The organism is Paraburkholderia tagetis (genome assembly GCF_022213065.1).
Taxonomy (GTDB): Bacteria; Pseudomonadota; Gammaproteobacteria; order Burkholderiales; family Burkholderiaceae; genus Paraburkholderia; species Paraburkholderia tagetis.
In genome coordinates, this window is sequence record NZ_JAKLJA010000017.1 from 22,712 (window position 1) to 36,015 (window position 13,304).

At 66.1% G+C, this 13,304-nt stretch carries 13 protein-coding genes; 4 read left to right on the forward strand and 9 right to left on the reverse strand.

What is annotated here, in order from left to right; translation table 11 throughout:
* Positions 1-51: 51 nt before the first annotated feature.
* The 3 genes from kynA to kynB all read right to left on the reverse strand — a co-directional run bounded on the left by kynA (position 52) and on the right by kynB (position 3,047).
* Positions 52-1,044: a tryptophan 2,3-dioxygenase gene (kynA, locus tag L5014_RS19990; RefSeq protein ID WP_238465482.1), complete on the reverse strand. Its 993-nt coding sequence runs from the start codon at positions 1,042-1,044 to the stop codon at positions 52-54.
* A gap of 10 nt (positions 1,045-1,054) precedes the next feature.
* The gene (gene kynU, locus L5014_RS19995) at positions 1,055-2,305 is read right to left on the reverse strand and encodes a kynureninase (RefSeq protein WP_238465483.1); all 1,251 of its coding nucleotides are present in this window, start codon (positions 2,303-2,305) and stop codon (positions 1,055-1,057) included.
* Positions 2,306-2,408: 103 nt separating this feature from the next.
* A complete protein-coding gene (kynB, locus tag L5014_RS20000; protein ID WP_238465484.1) occupies positions 2,409-3,047 on the reverse strand; it encodes an arylformamidase in 639 nt (212 codons plus the stop codon).
* 132 nt (positions 3,048-3,179) lie between these two features.
* Between kynB and L5014_RS20005 the strand changes: the two genes are divergently transcribed.
* The gene (locus L5014_RS20005; protein ID WP_238465485.1) at positions 3,180-3,680 is read left to right on the forward strand and encodes an Lrp/AsnC family transcriptional regulator; all 501 of its coding nucleotides are present in this window, start codon (positions 3,180-3,182) and stop codon (positions 3,678-3,680) included.
* Positions 3,681-3,789: 109 nt separating this feature from the next.
* Here L5014_RS20005 and L5014_RS20010 read toward each other — a convergent pair whose 3' ends face one another.
* Positions 3,790-4,314, reverse strand: coding sequence for a flavin reductase family protein (locus L5014_RS20010; protein ID WP_238465486.1), 525 nt, complete (start codon positions 4,312-4,314; stop codon positions 3,790-3,792).
* A gap of 316 nt (positions 4,315-4,630) precedes the next feature.
* Here L5014_RS20010 and msrA point away from each other — a divergent pair, with 316 nt between their 5' ends.
* On the forward strand, positions 4,631-5,179 hold the full coding sequence (msrA, locus tag L5014_RS20015) for a peptide-methionine (S)-S-oxide reductase MsrA (protein WP_238465487.1): 549 nt from the start codon (positions 4,631-4,633) through the stop codon (positions 5,177-5,179).
* 117 nt (positions 5,180-5,296) lie between these two features.
* Here msrA and L5014_RS20020 read toward each other — a convergent pair whose 3' ends face one another.
* The 3 genes from L5014_RS20020 to pdxH all read right to left on the reverse strand — a co-directional run bounded on the left by L5014_RS20020 (position 5,297) and on the right by pdxH (position 9,025).
* Positions 5,297-6,802 (reverse strand): DUF72 domain-containing protein, encoded by a 1,506-nt coding sequence (locus L5014_RS20020; protein ID WP_238465488.1) that lies wholly within the window; start codon positions 6,800-6,802, stop codon positions 5,297-5,299.
* 139 nt (positions 6,803-6,941) lie between these two features.
* Positions 6,942-8,156: an SAM-dependent methyltransferase gene (locus L5014_RS20025; protein WP_238465489.1), complete on the reverse strand. Its 1,215-nt coding sequence runs from the start codon at positions 8,154-8,156 to the stop codon at positions 6,942-6,944.
* 224 nt (positions 8,157-8,380) lie between these two features.
* Positions 8,381-9,025, reverse strand: coding sequence for a pyridoxamine 5'-phosphate oxidase (pdxH, locus tag L5014_RS20030; protein WP_238465490.1), 645 nt, complete (start codon positions 9,023-9,025; stop codon positions 8,381-8,383).
* Between the two features lie 251 nt (positions 9,026-9,276).
* On the opposite strand from pdxH, the gene L5014_RS20035 reads away from it, so the two are divergent.
* A complete protein-coding gene (locus L5014_RS20035; RefSeq protein ID WP_238465491.1) occupies positions 9,277-10,158 on the forward strand; it encodes a tRNA threonylcarbamoyladenosine dehydratase in 882 nt (293 codons plus the stop codon).
* A 170-nt stretch (positions 10,159-10,328) separates the two neighbouring features.
* Here L5014_RS20035 and trxA read toward each other — a convergent pair whose 3' ends face one another.
* Both trxA and L5014_RS20045 read right to left on the reverse strand, forming a co-directional pair.
* Entirely contained in the window at positions 10,329-11,177 is an 849-nt protein-coding gene (gene trxA / locus L5014_RS20040; RefSeq protein ID WP_238465492.1) for a thioredoxin, read from the reverse strand.
* A gap of 57 nt (positions 11,178-11,234) precedes the next feature.
* Positions 11,235-12,119: a pirin family protein gene (locus L5014_RS20045; protein ID WP_238465493.1), complete on the reverse strand. Its 885-nt coding sequence runs from the start codon at positions 12,117-12,119 to the stop codon at positions 11,235-11,237.
* Positions 12,120-12,336: 217 nt separating this feature from the next.
* On the opposite strand from L5014_RS20045, the gene L5014_RS20050 reads away from it, so the two are divergent.
* A complete protein-coding gene (locus tag L5014_RS20050) occupies positions 12,337-13,254 on the forward strand; it encodes an EamA family transporter (RefSeq protein ID WP_238465494.1) in 918 nt (305 codons plus the stop codon).
* The last annotated feature ends 50 nt before the right edge of the window (positions 13,255-13,304 follow it).

Here is a 13,304-nt window from a genome sequence, read left to right on the forward strand (position 1 = left end):
GCAGCGCGACCGGTTCCGGGCCGCGCTGCCGTTCCTCTTTGTGGGGGTCTTTTACAACACCGTCCTCACATGCCAAAGCTCCGGAAACAGCACGACATCCAGCATCTTGCGCAGATACGGCGCGCCGCTCGTTCCACCGGTGCCCTGCTTGAAGCCGATAATCCGCTCAACCGTAGTGACGTGCCTGAACCGCCACTGCCGGAATGCGTCTTCGAGATCGACAAGCTCTTCGGCCATCTCATACAAATCCCAGTACTGCGAAGGATTACGATAAACCTCTAGCCAGGCTGCCTCGACAGACGCATCGTGCAGCGTCGGCTGCGTCCAGTCGCGAGCGAGCCGCTCGGGCGCAATGGCAAAGCCGCGCCGTGCAAGCAGCCGAATCACTTCGTCATAAAACGAAGGCGCCTCAAGCGTCGCTTTTACCTGCGCATGAACCTCAGGCCGATGCTCATGCGGTTTGAGCATCTGCTCATTCTTGTTGCCGAGCAGAAATTCAATCTGCCGATACTGATACGACTGGAAGCCCGACGAAGCGCCCAGATACGGCCGCATCGCCGTGTACTCGGACGGCGTGAGCGTCGACAAAACATTCCACGCCTGCACCAGTTGCTCGAGAATGCGCGAGACGCGCGCGAGCTGCTTGAATGCGGGCGGCAACTCGTCGCGATGCACGCAGGCAAGCGCCGCGCGCAGCTCATAGAGCGCGAGCTTCATCCACAGCTCGCTCGTCTGATGCTGGACGATGAACAGCATCTCATTGTGATCGGGCGAAAGCGGGTGCTGCGCGTTGAGCACCGAATCGAGCGAAAGATAATCGCCGTAGCTCATCGACTTCGAAAAATCGAGCTGGGCATCGTGCCAACCTTCGCCCTTTTGCGTAGCCGCTGGTTCGGCCGGCGTGGTCGCGCCCGCTTGCGGCGCTGCCGCCGCCGCGCCATGCCCAAACGGGCAGCCGCCGCGCGCGCTTTCGCTGGCATTCGTGGCGCTGGAGGGAGCGGCGTCGCTGTCGGGCACGCCCGGAATCTGCATGTGGTCGGTCATTTCGGGATCCTCAGGTCACGGCGCCGCGTGCGGCGAATTCAGACTTGCGCCAGCTTTCTGTCGCGAGCACGTCGCGCAGCGTTTCAACGGCGTCCCAGACATCGACGTAACGCAGATACAGCGGCGTGAAGCCAAAGCGCAGCACGTGCGGCTCGCGATAATCGCCGATCACGCCGCGCGCGATCAGCGCCTGCATCACCTCATAGCCGTGCGGATGCTCGAAGCTCACGTGCGAGCCGCGTTGCGCATGCTCACGCGGCGTGACGAGCGTGAGCGGGTATTCCTTGCAGCGCGTCTGAACGAGTTCGATGAATAGATCGGTGAGCGCGAGCGACTTGCGGCGGATCGCCTGCATGTCGGTTTGCAGGAAGACGTCGAGGCCGCATTCCACGAGCGCCATCGAGATGATCGGCTGCGTGCCGCACAAGTAGCGGCCGACGCCGTTGTCCGGGCGGTAGACGGGGTTCATTTCGAACGGCGACTTGTGCCCCCACCAGCCCGAAAGCGGCTGCGAGAACGTGTCCTGATGGCGCCTGGCCACCCACACGAAGCCTGGCGAGCCCGGGCCGCCGTTCAGGTACTTGTAGGTGCAGCCGACTGCGTAGTCGGCGTTCGCGCCGTTCAGATCGACGGGCACCGCGCCTGCCGAGTGCGCGAGATCCCACAGCGCGAGCGCGCCTTGCGCGTGGATGTGCTCGGTGAGCGCGCGCATGTCGTGCATTTCGCCCGTGCGGTAGTTCACGTGCGTAATCATCGCCACAGCCACGTCTTCGCGGATCGCGGCGGGCAGCTCGCTCGGGTCGTCGACGAGACGCAGTTCATAGCCGCGGTCGAGTTGCTCGATGAGGCCTTGTGCGATGTACAGATCGCTCGGGAAATTCGAGCGCTCGGAGACGATCACGCGGCGCTTGGGATCGCGTGCGTTCGCGACGCGCAGCGCGGCGGAGAGCGCCTTGAAGAGATTGATCGAAATGGTGTCGGTGACGACCACTTCGTCTTCGGCCGCACCGATCAGCGACGCGAGCTTGTTGCCGAGGCGGCGCGGCATGGCGAACCAGCCCGCCGTGTTCCAGCTGCGGATGAGGCCTTCGCCCCATTCGCCGCCGATCACGGCTTGCGCGCGCGCGGCGCTCGCCGTGGGTGGCACGCCAAGCGAGTTGCCGTCGAGATAGATGGTCTCGGGCGCGAGCGAGAATTGCTCGCGCAGCGCGGCGAGCGGGTCGGCGCGGTCGAGCGCCAATGCGTCGTTACGGTTGTTCATGTCGGTTCTGGGTGCGGTGAGTGTCGGGTCGGGGCTCGGGTCGGGGCAATTGATGTGAAAGATTCGATCAAGCGTTGACGGCGTTTCAGGGCCTGCGCGCCATTCACGCTCGGGCCGGCAGCGCGCGCAGCACGGCGCGCACGGGGCTCGCATCGAGCGTCGCGAACTTCAGCGGCAGCGCGATCAGTTCGTAGTCGCCGGGCGCGATGGCGTCGAGCACGACGCCTTCGAGAATCGCCATGCGATGCGCGCGGATGCGGTGGTGTGCATCCATCGTCTTCGATTCCTGCGGGTCGAGCGAGGGCGTGTCGATGCCGATCAGGCGCACGCCATGCTTGGCCAGCAGGTCGATCGTCTCGGGCGCGACGGCGCAAAACGCGCTGTCCCAGCGATCCTGAGGCGCGCTGGCGGAGGTGCGCAGCAGCACGCGCGGCGGGATGCCGGCAAGCGCGGCTTGCACGTGCTCGGGCAGCACGAGCGGCGCCGCGCCCACGCAATGAATCACGCGGCACGCGCCGATATAGGCGTCGAGCGGCACGGCTCCGATAGGCGCGCCGGCCTCGTCGTAGTGCAGCGGGGCGTCGGTGTGCGCGCCGGTGTGAGGCGAAAGCGTCACGCGCGCCACGTTGACCGGCGAGCCGGCTTCCATGCGCCAGACTCGCTCGATGCTAACGGGCGTATCGCCGGGCCAGACCGGTGTTTCAGGGCGAATGGGTGGGGAAATGTCCCAGAGGTCGTTCATATGGTTGACGAGGTTGTCTCCGTATCTTTCGAATGATAGGCAACTCGCCACGAAATGTGCTTGCGAAAAAAACGTCGTACGCTACAGTTCTTGGCACATAATTTGAGTCAATAGGGGAACGGAGACCAAAAAATGAATGCCATCTCGCTTGACGCCACCGATTGCCGGATTCTTGCCGTACTTCAGAACGAGGGGCGCATCAGCAACCTGGATCTGGCCGAGCGTATTTCGCTTTCGCCTTCCGCGTGTCTGCGGCGGCTGCGTTTGCTGGAAGAGCAGGGCGTGGTGGAGCGCTATCGCGCCTGCCTGAATCGGGAGATTCTCGGCTTTGAAATGGAGGCCTTCGTGCAGGTCTCGATGCGCAACGACCAGGAAAGCTGGCACGAGCGCTTCGTCTCGGCGCTGCGCGACTGGCCCGAAGTGGTGGGGGCGTATGTGGTGACCGGCGAGACGCACTATCTGCTGCGCGTGCTCGCGCATAACCTCAAGCACTACTCGGACTTCGTGCTCAACAAGCTATACAAGGCGCCGGGCGTGATGGACATCCGCTCGAACATCGTGCTCACGACGCTCAAGACGGAGTCGGGGGTGCCGGTCGATCTGATCACGCATCGCGGGGAGCCGAAGGTTTAATCGACGCAGCCTGGGCTGCCAGGCTCGACGGCAAGGGCCGTGGGGCGTGCCGGGTGCCGCCAGCGAAGGGCTTTCGGCAGCCGCGGCCTAGAGAGTGGCTTAAAGCGGCTTAAAGCGGCTGCAACTGATGAAACGCGCCGCCGTGGAATACGAGCGGCGCGGCGTCGTCGCGACCGTCCTGGCCCGGTTCGCGGATGCCGCAGCGCTCCACCTCGCCCACGAAGATCACGTGATCGCCTTCGTCGTAGCGGCTGCGGTTATGGCACTCGAACCACGCAATGGCGCCGTCGAGCACGGGCATGCCCGAGTCGCCGGCCGCGTGCGAGACGCCTTCGAAGCGGTCGCCTTTCACGGTGGCGAAGCGCTTGCACAGGTCGAGCTGCGACGCGGCGAGCACATTCACCACATAATGGCTGTTGCTGCGGAACACCGGCATCGACGCCGATCGCGTGGCGAGGCTCCACAGCACGAGTGGCGGGGTGAGCGAGACGGAGTTGAACGAGCTCGCGGTGATGCCGATCAGCTGGCCGTCGGGCGCGCGCGTCGTAATGACCGTCACGCCGGTGGCGAACTGGCCGAGCGCGCGGCGAAACGCGGCGCCGTCGAAGTTGGGCGGGCTGGCGCGGCGGGTCATCGGAGCAGGCCCCGGGCATTGGGGCGCGTGCCCGGCGGAAGCGGGAGGCGGCGGGCGGCGCAAGCGGGAGTCGATGTGAACGTCATGTGTAATTTCGGCGAATTGCCCCAATTTTAGCGAAAAGCGGCGGGCGGCGGCTCATCGGCCTGGTTTCCCGAGGTCGAGCGGGATCGAGCGGGACCAAGCGGGACCAAGCGGGACCAAGCGGGATCAAGCAGGATCAAGCGCGATGGCGCGGGACGGTGCGGAAAACCGGCACAAATTTGCGCGGGCCCTGGAATCGTGGGGCCGGCGCGGCAACAAAGGAGAGTGCAGCATGAGTCAGATGATCGAAACCGCCACGCTCGGCGGCGGATGTTTCTGGTGCCTGGAGGCGGTCTATCTGCGCGTGGACGGCGTGGTGGCGGTGGAATCCGGCTACGCGGGCGGCCACGCCGCGAACCCGTCCTACGAGCAGGTGTGCGATGGCGACACGGGTCACGCCGAAGTCGTGAAGGTGGATTTCGATCCGGCGAAGATCGGTTATCGCGAGATTCTGGACATCTTCTTCGCGATCCACGATCCGACCCAGTTGAACCGCCAGGGCAACGATGTCGGCACGCAGTACCGCTCGGTCGTCTTCACGCATTCGGAGGCGCAGCGCGAGACGGCGCTGCAGGCGATCCACGAACTGAAGGCCGAAGGCGTCTACGACGGCGAGATCGTCACGCAGGTGCTGCCGCTCGACGGCAACTATTTCCCCGCCGAGGCGTATCACCAGAACTACTTCGCTCAGCATCCGAATCAGGGCTATTGCGCGTTCGTGGTGGCGCCGAAGGTGGCGAAGTTCCGCCAGAAGTTCGCGCACCGGCTCAGGGCGGAGTGAGCGCTCGGAGAGCGGGCGGGGCTTTTATCGGTTTGCATCGGGACGGCGGGCGCGGTTCAGGTTTCTGAACGGCGCCCGCCGTTTTTTGTCTGGCGCTATCCGGACGCTGTTTGGGCACTATTCGGGCATCGAGGCGCTGTCGCTGCGCATGCGCAGCATCTCGTCGGCGATGGCGCGCGCGAGCTTGGCGCAAGTCAGCGGCGCAGATCCCTCGGCCTTGTTGTTGGTCGTGATCAGCACCGGCTGGCCGGCAATCGCGTAGCGCGCGGCCAGCTCGGCGAGCGCTTCGCGCGTATGGGGGTCTTCGTCGACGAGCTTGTCGAACGGTTCGTAGCGCGCCTTCGCCTGCTCGTACTTGAAGCCGCTGTGCAAGCTCCAGCGCACGATCAGCGGGCCTGCGGGGGTCTCGCCGTCCATCAGCGCGAGCGCCGCCGCCTGGCGCAGCGGGTCGGGCATGCGCGCGTGCAGGCCCACGCAGTAGCGCACGCCCGCCGCGCGCAGCGCGCGCACGAAGCGCGGCGTGAGCAGAATGGCGTCGCGGATCTCGACGGCGTAGCACGGGCCGTCGCCGGTTGGGGCATCGCCCGAAGGAGCCTCGCTGGCCTCGGTGCTCTGTGCTGACGCCGGGTTCGGCGCGGGCGTCGCATTAAACGTTGGCAGCGGCGGCAGCGCGGCGAGAAACGCCGCCAGACGCTCGACGAACACGGCCGGATCGGCGAGCAATTGATCGGGCAGCGGCGGAAACTGGAACACGAGCGCGCCCGCTTTCGCGCCGAGCCCCGCGAGGCAAGGCTCGACGAATTCGCGTGCGGCCAGATCGGCGTTCAGGAAGCACGGGTTGGCCGAGACCGGCTCGCCGCGATCGCCGCGCACGCTCGCGTCGGTGATGAGCGCGGGCGCTTTCACGATGAAGCGGAAGTGGTCCGGCACCTGCTGCGCGTAGCGCAGGTAATCGGTGACGGTGAGCGGCGCGTAGAACGAGCGGTCGATGCTCACCGAGCGCAGCAGCGGATGCGCGCCGTAGGCCGCGAGCCCGTCGCGCGCGAGCTTCGAGTTGCTGTAGTCGTCGCCGTAGACGATGCCGCGCCAGCCCGGGAACGACCACGACGAAGTGCCCAGGCGCACGCCCGGCGGCAGTTCGGCGGCGAGGTCGAGCACGTCTTGTGTTGGTTCGGCGGGCAGCACACCTTTCGCACGGCGGCGTGGGGCGGGCGAGTCAGCAAGTTTCGCCGATTGTGTCGATCTGGTTGGCTTTGCGGCATACGGCCGCTGTGCGTTGTCGCGATCTGCGGATGCGTCGTCATCGTCAGGCGGCGATGCTGTGCCGGTGGTATCGGCGGGTTTTCGACGCGCGGGACGCCCCACCGACGGGTCGCACTGCTCACGCGGCTCGGGCGGCACGAAGCCGAACAGGTCCGTTTGCGTCTCCGGTGGCGAGTTCTCACGCACGGCCCGCATATTGCGGCTATTGCGGCGCTCGGCGGTGCCCTTTCGCGGCGAGGCATGCGCTGAATTGCGCTCTGTACTGCGAGTTCCGCTGTCGTCCTCATGCGCCGGGTGATGTCCTGCGCCGGAGCCGTCGTTCTCTAGTGCCCCGAAAAGGCCGTCGTCGCGTTCGTTCATGCGTTTGAGTCGTGATGGCGATCGCGTGGTCGAAGCCGCTCGTTGCGATGCGCCAGGCTAGCCATGTCGATGAGCGCGCCTTGCACCCAACACAGCGGCGCGGGCCGCAGCCCGCGCCGCTGCACGCCTCGCCGTCGCGTCAGAGCGGCTTCCCGTACATATAGCGGCGCGACCACGGCAGCGTTTTCGCGCTGCGGCCGGCCTTGCGGCAGACGATCTGGTAGATCGACACGTCGTCGTGCTCGAACGCATACGCGCAACCCGCCAGATAGACGCGCCAGATGCGGAACTTCTCGTCGTCGACGAGCTTTTTCGCTTCCTCGGCGCGCGCCTCGAAGTTTTCCGCCCAGATTCCGAGCGTGTGCGCATAGTGACGGCGCAGGCTCTCCACGTCAACCGCCTCGAGCCCGCCGCGCTGCGCCGCTTCGAGTGCGAGGCCGATGTGCGGCAGCTCGCCGTCGGGAAACACATAACGGTCGATGAACTCGCCACCGCCCAGCGCCGTTTCACCGCTCTCGGCATCGCTCGACGTAATGCCATGGTTCAGGGCGACGCCGTCGTCGGCGAGCAGCTCGCGCACCTTCGTGAAATAGCCGGGCAGGTTCTTGCGCCCGACATGCTCGAACATGCCCACGCTCGTGATGCGATCGAACTGGCCCTGAATGTCGCGATAGTCCTGCAGGCGGATCTCGATGCGATCGGCGAGGCCCGCAGCCTTCACGCGCTCGGTGGCGAGGTCGAACTGGTTTTGCGACAGCGTCACGCCCACGCAGCGCGCGCCGAACTTCTGCGCGGCGCGCAGCACGAGCGCGCCCCAGCCGCAGCCGATGTCGAGCAACGTCTGACCCGGTTGTAGCTGGATCTTGGTGAGGATGTGGTCGATCTTCTTGAGCTGCGCGGTGCCGATGTCCTCGTCGCCGTTCTCGAAGTAGGCGCACGAATAGACCATGTTCTCGTCGAGCCACAGCTTGTAGAACTCGTTGGAGACGTCGTAGTGGTACTGGATGGCTCTTTGGTCGGTGCTCTTCGAGTGCGTGAAGTAGCGGCGCACCCGGGCGAGCTTGCTTGCGCTCGTGATGGTGTTGCGCGCGAGCGAGTAGCTGATGTCGATGATGTCGGCGAGCTTGCCTTCGATGTCGATCTTGCCCTTCACGTAGGCCTCGCCGAGATTGTCGAGGCTCGGTTCGAGCAGGAGCGGCAGCGCTGCGGCGCTGTTGACCTTCAGCGTGACCTGCGGGGCGGCGAAGTGGCCGAAGTCGTACTGCTGCCCGCTCCAGAGCACGAGCCGCGCGGGCAGGTTGGACTTGTGGCGTACTTCGTCGACCCACTGTGCGAGTTTTTTCTCCCAGAACATGCGTTTCTCTCCATGTCAGATGAACGATTGAAGCCCAAAGACAAAAGCGAATTGCAGTGCGCGCTACGAGGCAAAAACTAACTGGCGCGGCGCCGCGGCGAACCGCGGCGCGCAGGTGATGCGGGGTGTTGCAAGTATTGCGAGATGGTGCCAGGTACTGCCCAGATATTGCTCAGGTTGCGAAAGACCTGCGAAACCTTCGAGCCGTAGCGCGGCTTGCCGAATCAGGGCGCGAGCCGCTCGATGCGCCAGGCGCCGTCGCCCGCATCGTCGCGGACATAGCGGATGCGGTCGTGCAGCCGCGACGGACGTCCTTGCCAGAACTCGATGGCGCTCGGCACGAGGCGGTAGCCGCCCCAGTGCGGCGGACGCGGCGGGTGCTCGCCGTACTGCGCGCCGATCTCGCGCTCGCGCGCTTCGAGCTCGGCGCGGCCGCCGATCACGGCGCTCTGCTCCGACGCCCACGCGCCGATGCGCGAGCCGAGCGGGCGCGAGTGGAAATACGCGTCGCTTTCCGCGTCGCTGGTTTTTTCGACCCGGCCTTCGATGCGCACCTGGCGCTCGAGCTCGATCCAGTGAAAGAGCAGCGCCGCATGCGGATTGACGGCCAGTTCGCGGCCCTTGCGGCTTTCGTAGTTGGTGAAGAAGACGAAGCCGCGCTCGTCCACGCCCTTGATCAGCAGGATGCGCGCGGCGGGGCGGCCTTCCTGGTCGACGGTCGCGACGGTCATCGCGTTGGGTTCGGGCAGTTTGGCGTCCAGCGCCTGGCTGAACCAGGTCTGGAATTGGCGGATCGGGTCGGGGTCGACGTCAGAGGCGTCGAGCGAGCCGAGTGAATAGTTCTTGCGGAGGTCGGCGAGCGAGGTCATTTTTTTATGCAAACGCTTCAATGCGGACAAGTATATCGAACAGCGTGCGAAGACAGCGGCGAAGCAAGCGGCACAGGACAAGCACAGGTACTGGCTCCCCCATTCGGGCCAAGGCTGAGCGGGCTGGCCTGGGAGCCATCGTGAGGCGGGGTGCGCCCCGAGGTGCGCCCGTTTAGTCGCGATCAGGCAAAATATGCGTTTCCCTGGACCGTGGCAGTGCGCGATCGGTCCGCTTTCGACCCGCTACCGTCATGTCCAGTACTCCGCTTTCCGCTGCGGCCGGTTCCGCCAGCCTTGCCGATCTTACCGCGCCCGCTGCGTCCGATGTTGCCGACCGGGCGCGCCGCTTTGGCGGCGTCACGCGGCTTTATGGCGCACCTGCGCTCGAAACTTTCGAGCGCGCGCACGTTGCCGTGATCGGCATCGGCGGCGTGGGGTCGTGGGTCGCGGAGGCGCTCGCGCGCAGCGCGATCGGCACGCTCACGCTCATCGATCTCGACAACGTCGCGGAGAGCAACACTAACCGCCAGATTCACGCGCTCGACGGCAACTACGGCAAGCCGAAGGTCGAGGCGATGGCCGAGCGCATCAAGCTCATCGATCCGGCCTGCGACGTGCGGCTCGTCGAGGATTTCGTCGAGCCGTCGAACTTCGACGCGCTGCTTGGCGGCGGCTTCGATTTTGTGGTGGACGCCATCGACAGCGTGCGCACCAAGACCGCGCTGATCGCCTGGTGTGTCGAGCATCGCGTGCCGCTCATCACCGTGGGCGGGGCGGGCGGCCAGCTCGATCCCACGCGCATTCGCATCGACGATCTCGCGCTCACCATCCAGGACCCGCTGCTCTCGAAAGTGCGTGGGCAATTGCGCAAGCACCACGGCTTTCCGCGCGGCCCCAAGGCGCGCTTCAAGGTGAGCGCCGTGTATTCCGACGAGCCGCTCATCTACCCCGAAGCGGCCGTCTGCGACATCGACAACGAAGCCGAGCACGTGAGCACCTCGCCGGGCCATCAGGGGCCGGTGGGCCTGAATTGCGCGGGTTTCGGTTCGAGCGTTTGCGTGACGGCGAGCTTTGGCTTTGCCGCCGCGGCGTATGTGCTGCGCGCGCTCGCGCATCGGGGCGCGGCGGGTTGAGGGCGCTTGGGCTGCTTTAGCCGCGTGCGTACCCGCCGGCTGAGCGCCGCGATGCGTGGGAAACACGAATAAGCGCAGGCGAAAAAAACGCACGGCCATATGACCGTGCGTTTTTCATTTGAGCGCTGCTGCGTGGATGTAGACGGTGCAGCCCGCTCGGCGCTGTGCACTCAGTTGAGCGCGGCGCTCAGCTTGCGTCGCCATTCGCTCACGAGCTGCGGCTGATGCGACGCGAGATCGAACACCGAGAGCATGGTCTTGCGGCCGATGTCCTCGCGGAACGCCCGGTCGCGCTTGACGATCTCGAGCAGATGTTCGAGCGCGCCCGCGTACTTGCGCCGCGCGATCAGCGCGCTCGCCAGATCGAAGCGCGCTTCGAGATCCTCGGGATGCGCGGCCACCTGGGCTTCGAGCGCGTCGGTGGGCGGCAGGTCGGCGGCGGCGTCGAGTGCGTCGAGGCGCGTCTTGAGCGCGTTAAAGCGCGGGTCGATGCCCTGCGTGGTCTTGGGCGAGAGCAGCTCGACTTCCTTGTGCGCTTCGTCGGCGCGGTTGTCGGCGAGCAGCAACTCGATCAGGTCCATGCGCGTGTCGTCCATGCCCGGATCGAACGCGAGCGCGGCTTGCAGCGCTTCATAGGCGTCGTCGCGGCGGCCTTCGGCGAGCGCTTCCTGGGCGGCCTGGCGCGCGGCTTGTGCGGAATCGGGAATCAGGCGATCAAGAAATTCGCGCAGCTGACCCTCGGACAGCACGCCGATGAACTGGTCGACTGCCTGCCGGTCGGCGAACGCCACCACGTGCGGGATGCTGCGCACCTGGAAGTGCGCGGCGAGCTCCTGGTTTTCGTCGACATTGACCTTCACGAGCTTCCATTTGCCCGCGTACTCAGCTTCGAGCTTTTCGAGCATCGGTCCGAGCGTCTTGCACGGGCCGCACCACGGCGCCCAAAAGTCGACCAGCACCGGCGCGAGCGCCGATGCTTCGATCACGTCCTTTTCAAAAGTGGCCAGGGTGGTATCCATTACGTCCTCGTTGGGAAAAATCCGTCACGCGTGAAGATGAGGGCGGATCGGCGCGCTTCAATGCTGCGGCTTCTTTTCGGGTAGCGGAGTCCATTCGGTCTCGCCGGGGACGTGCCCCATTTCCTGGCGCGTCCACGCGTCCTTGGCGGCCTCGATCTTCTCGCGCGAGCTGGCGACGAAGTTCCATTCGATGAAGCGCTCGCCCGCGAGCTTCTCGCCCCCGAGCAGCATCACGCGTGCCCCGTTCGTGCTCGCGAGCGTGACCGTTTCGCCCGGTGTGAGCACGGCCATCGTGTACTGCTCGAGCGGCGTGCCGTCGATCGAAAGGTCGCCATCGACGAGATAGACGCCGCGCTCCTCATGCTCCGCGTCAAGCGCGATGGCGCCGCCCGGCGCGAAGTCGGCGGCCACGTACAGCGTGCCCGAGAAGGTCGCGACGGGCGAGGTCGCGCCGAACGCGGTGCCCGCGATCACGCGCATCGAGACGCCGTTGCGCTCGATGTTCGGCAGCGTGGCGGCGGCGTGATGGAAGAACGACGGCTCGGTGTCTTCGTGTTCGAACGGCAGCGCGACCCAGGTCTGGATGCCGTGCATGGTGACGCCGGTCTTGCGCGCTTCGTCGGGCGTGCGCTCCGAATGGACGATGCCGCGTCCCGCTGTCATCCAGTTGACGTCGCCGGGGACGATCTCCTGAGCCGAGCCGATGCTGTCGCGGTGCATGAGCGCGCCGTCGAAAAGATAGGTGACGGTGGCGAGGCCGATATGCGGATGCGGGCGCACATCGACGCCGCCGCCGGGCGCAAGCGTGGCCGGCCCCATGTGGTCGAAGAAGATGAACGGGCCGACGAGGCGCGCAGCCATCGCGGGCAGCACGCGGCGCACATAGAGATTGCCGATGTCGCGCTGATGGGGCTTGAGGACCGCTTTGATCGATGAGGACATGGACGCTTCCTTGAGGGGTCGGACGGCACACGGATGAGGTGCCGCGCGTAGGGCGCTGTGCGCGAACAGGCGCTCATTCTAACGCCGGCCTCGCCGCTGCGCCGCCACGCACGCATGCGTTGGGGGGAGCATCGCGGTGCGCCTGCGGCGTGGCAAGCGCCGCCGCGCCCGGGCCGGTAAACTCGCAGATTCGACAGAACAATAACCGGAGCCGGAGATGTCGCCGAAGGACTTGCTGTGTGCGCTCGTGGTCGTGCTTGCGTGGGGCGTGAATTTCGTGGTGATCAAGGTGGGGCTGCACGGCGTGCCGCCGCTCCTGCTCGGCGCGCTGCGCTTCATGCTGGCGGCGTTTCCGGCGGTGCTGTTCGTGAAGCGCCCGAAACTGCCGCTGCGCTGGCTGCTCGCCTACGGCGCGACGATTTCGTTCGGGCAGTTCGTCTTCCTCTTCACGGCCATGTACGTGGGCATGCCCGCCGGGCTCGCCTCGGTCGTGCTGCAGGCGCAGGCTTTCTTTACGCTCGTGTTCGCGGCGATCTTCCTTGGCGAGCACTTTCGTGCCCAGAACGTGATCGGTTTGCTGGTCGCGGCGGGCGGGCTTGCGGTGATCGGCTTGCAGTCGTCTTCGGCGGCTGGCGGCGCGGGCGCCCAGGCGATGACCGCCGCCGGCTTCGTGCTCACGCTGTGCTCGGCCTGCATGTGGGCGCTCGGCAACATCGTCACGAAGAAAGCGGGCAAGGTCGATCTCGTCGGGCTCGTGGTGTGGGGGAGCCTGATTCCGCCCGTGCCGTTCCTCGTGCTCTCGTACTTCATCGAGGGGCCGCAGCGCATCGAGGCGGCGCTCGCGGGCATTGGCGCCACTTCGATCGGCGCCATCGTCTATCTCGCGTTCGTGGCCACGATCCTCGGCTACAGCCTCTGGAGCCGGCTGCTCTCGAAGTATCCGGCCAGCCAGGTCGCGCCGTTCTCGCTGCTCGTGCCGATCGTCGGGCTTGCCGCGGCGGCGCTGTTGCTCGACGAGCGCCTCTCCGCCGCGCAGGTCGGCGGCGCCGCGCTGGTGATGGCCGGGCTCGCCGTGAACGTGTTCGGCGGCTGGCTCAGGGCGCGGCTTGCAGCGGTGTGGGCAGCGGGTTCCTGAGCCGGGTCGCGGCGCTCACTGACGCAATGAGTGACGCCATGGCGCGATGA

What these genes read in the sequence shown, in the direction of transcription:
- kynA (WP_238465482.1), bottom strand. Translation starts at nt 1,044, where the DNA reads ATGACCGACCACATGCAGATTCCGGGCGTGCCCGACAGCGACGCCGCT.
- kynU (WP_238465483.1), bottom strand. Translation starts at nt 2,305, where the DNA reads ATGAACAACCGTAACGACGCATTGGCGCTCGACCGCGCCGACCCGCTC.
- kynB (WP_238465484.1), bottom strand. Translation starts at nt 3,047, where the DNA reads ATGAACGACCTCTGGGACATTTCCCCACCCATTCGCCCTGAAACACCG.
- L5014_RS20005 (WP_238465485.1), top strand. Translation starts at nt 3,180, where the DNA reads ATGAATGCCATCTCGCTTGACGCCACCGATTGCCGGATTCTTGCCGTA.
- L5014_RS20010 (WP_238465486.1), bottom strand. Translation starts at nt 4,314, where the DNA reads ATGACCCGCCGCGCCAGCCCGCCCAACTTCGACGGCGCCGCGTTTCGC.
- msrA (WP_238465487.1), top strand. Translation starts at nt 4,631, where the DNA reads ATGAGTCAGATGATCGAAACCGCCACGCTCGGCGGCGGATGTTTCTGG.
- L5014_RS20020 (WP_238465488.1), bottom strand. Translation starts at nt 6,802, where the DNA reads ATGAACGAACGCGACGACGGCCTTTTCGGGGCACTAGAGAACGACGGC.
- L5014_RS20025 (WP_238465489.1), bottom strand. Translation starts at nt 8,156, where the DNA reads ATGTTCTGGGAGAAAAAACTCGCACAGTGGGTCGACGAAGTACGCCAC.
- pdxH (WP_238465490.1), bottom strand. Translation starts at nt 9,025, where the DNA reads ATGACCTCGCTCGCCGACCTCCGCAAGAACTATTCACTCGGCTCGCTC.
- L5014_RS20035 (WP_238465491.1), top strand. Translation starts at nt 9,277, where the DNA reads ATGTCCAGTACTCCGCTTTCCGCTGCGGCCGGTTCCGCCAGCCTTGCC.
- trxA (WP_238465492.1), bottom strand. Translation starts at nt 11,177, where the DNA reads ATGGATACCACCCTGGCCACTTTTGAAAAGGACGTGATCGAAGCATCG.
- L5014_RS20045 (WP_238465493.1), bottom strand. Translation starts at nt 12,119, where the DNA reads ATGTCCTCATCGATCAAAGCGGTCCTCAAGCCCCATCAGCGCGACATC.
- L5014_RS20050 (WP_238465494.1), top strand. Translation starts at nt 12,337, where the DNA reads ATGTCGCCGAAGGACTTGCTGTGTGCGCTCGTGGTCGTGCTTGCGTGG.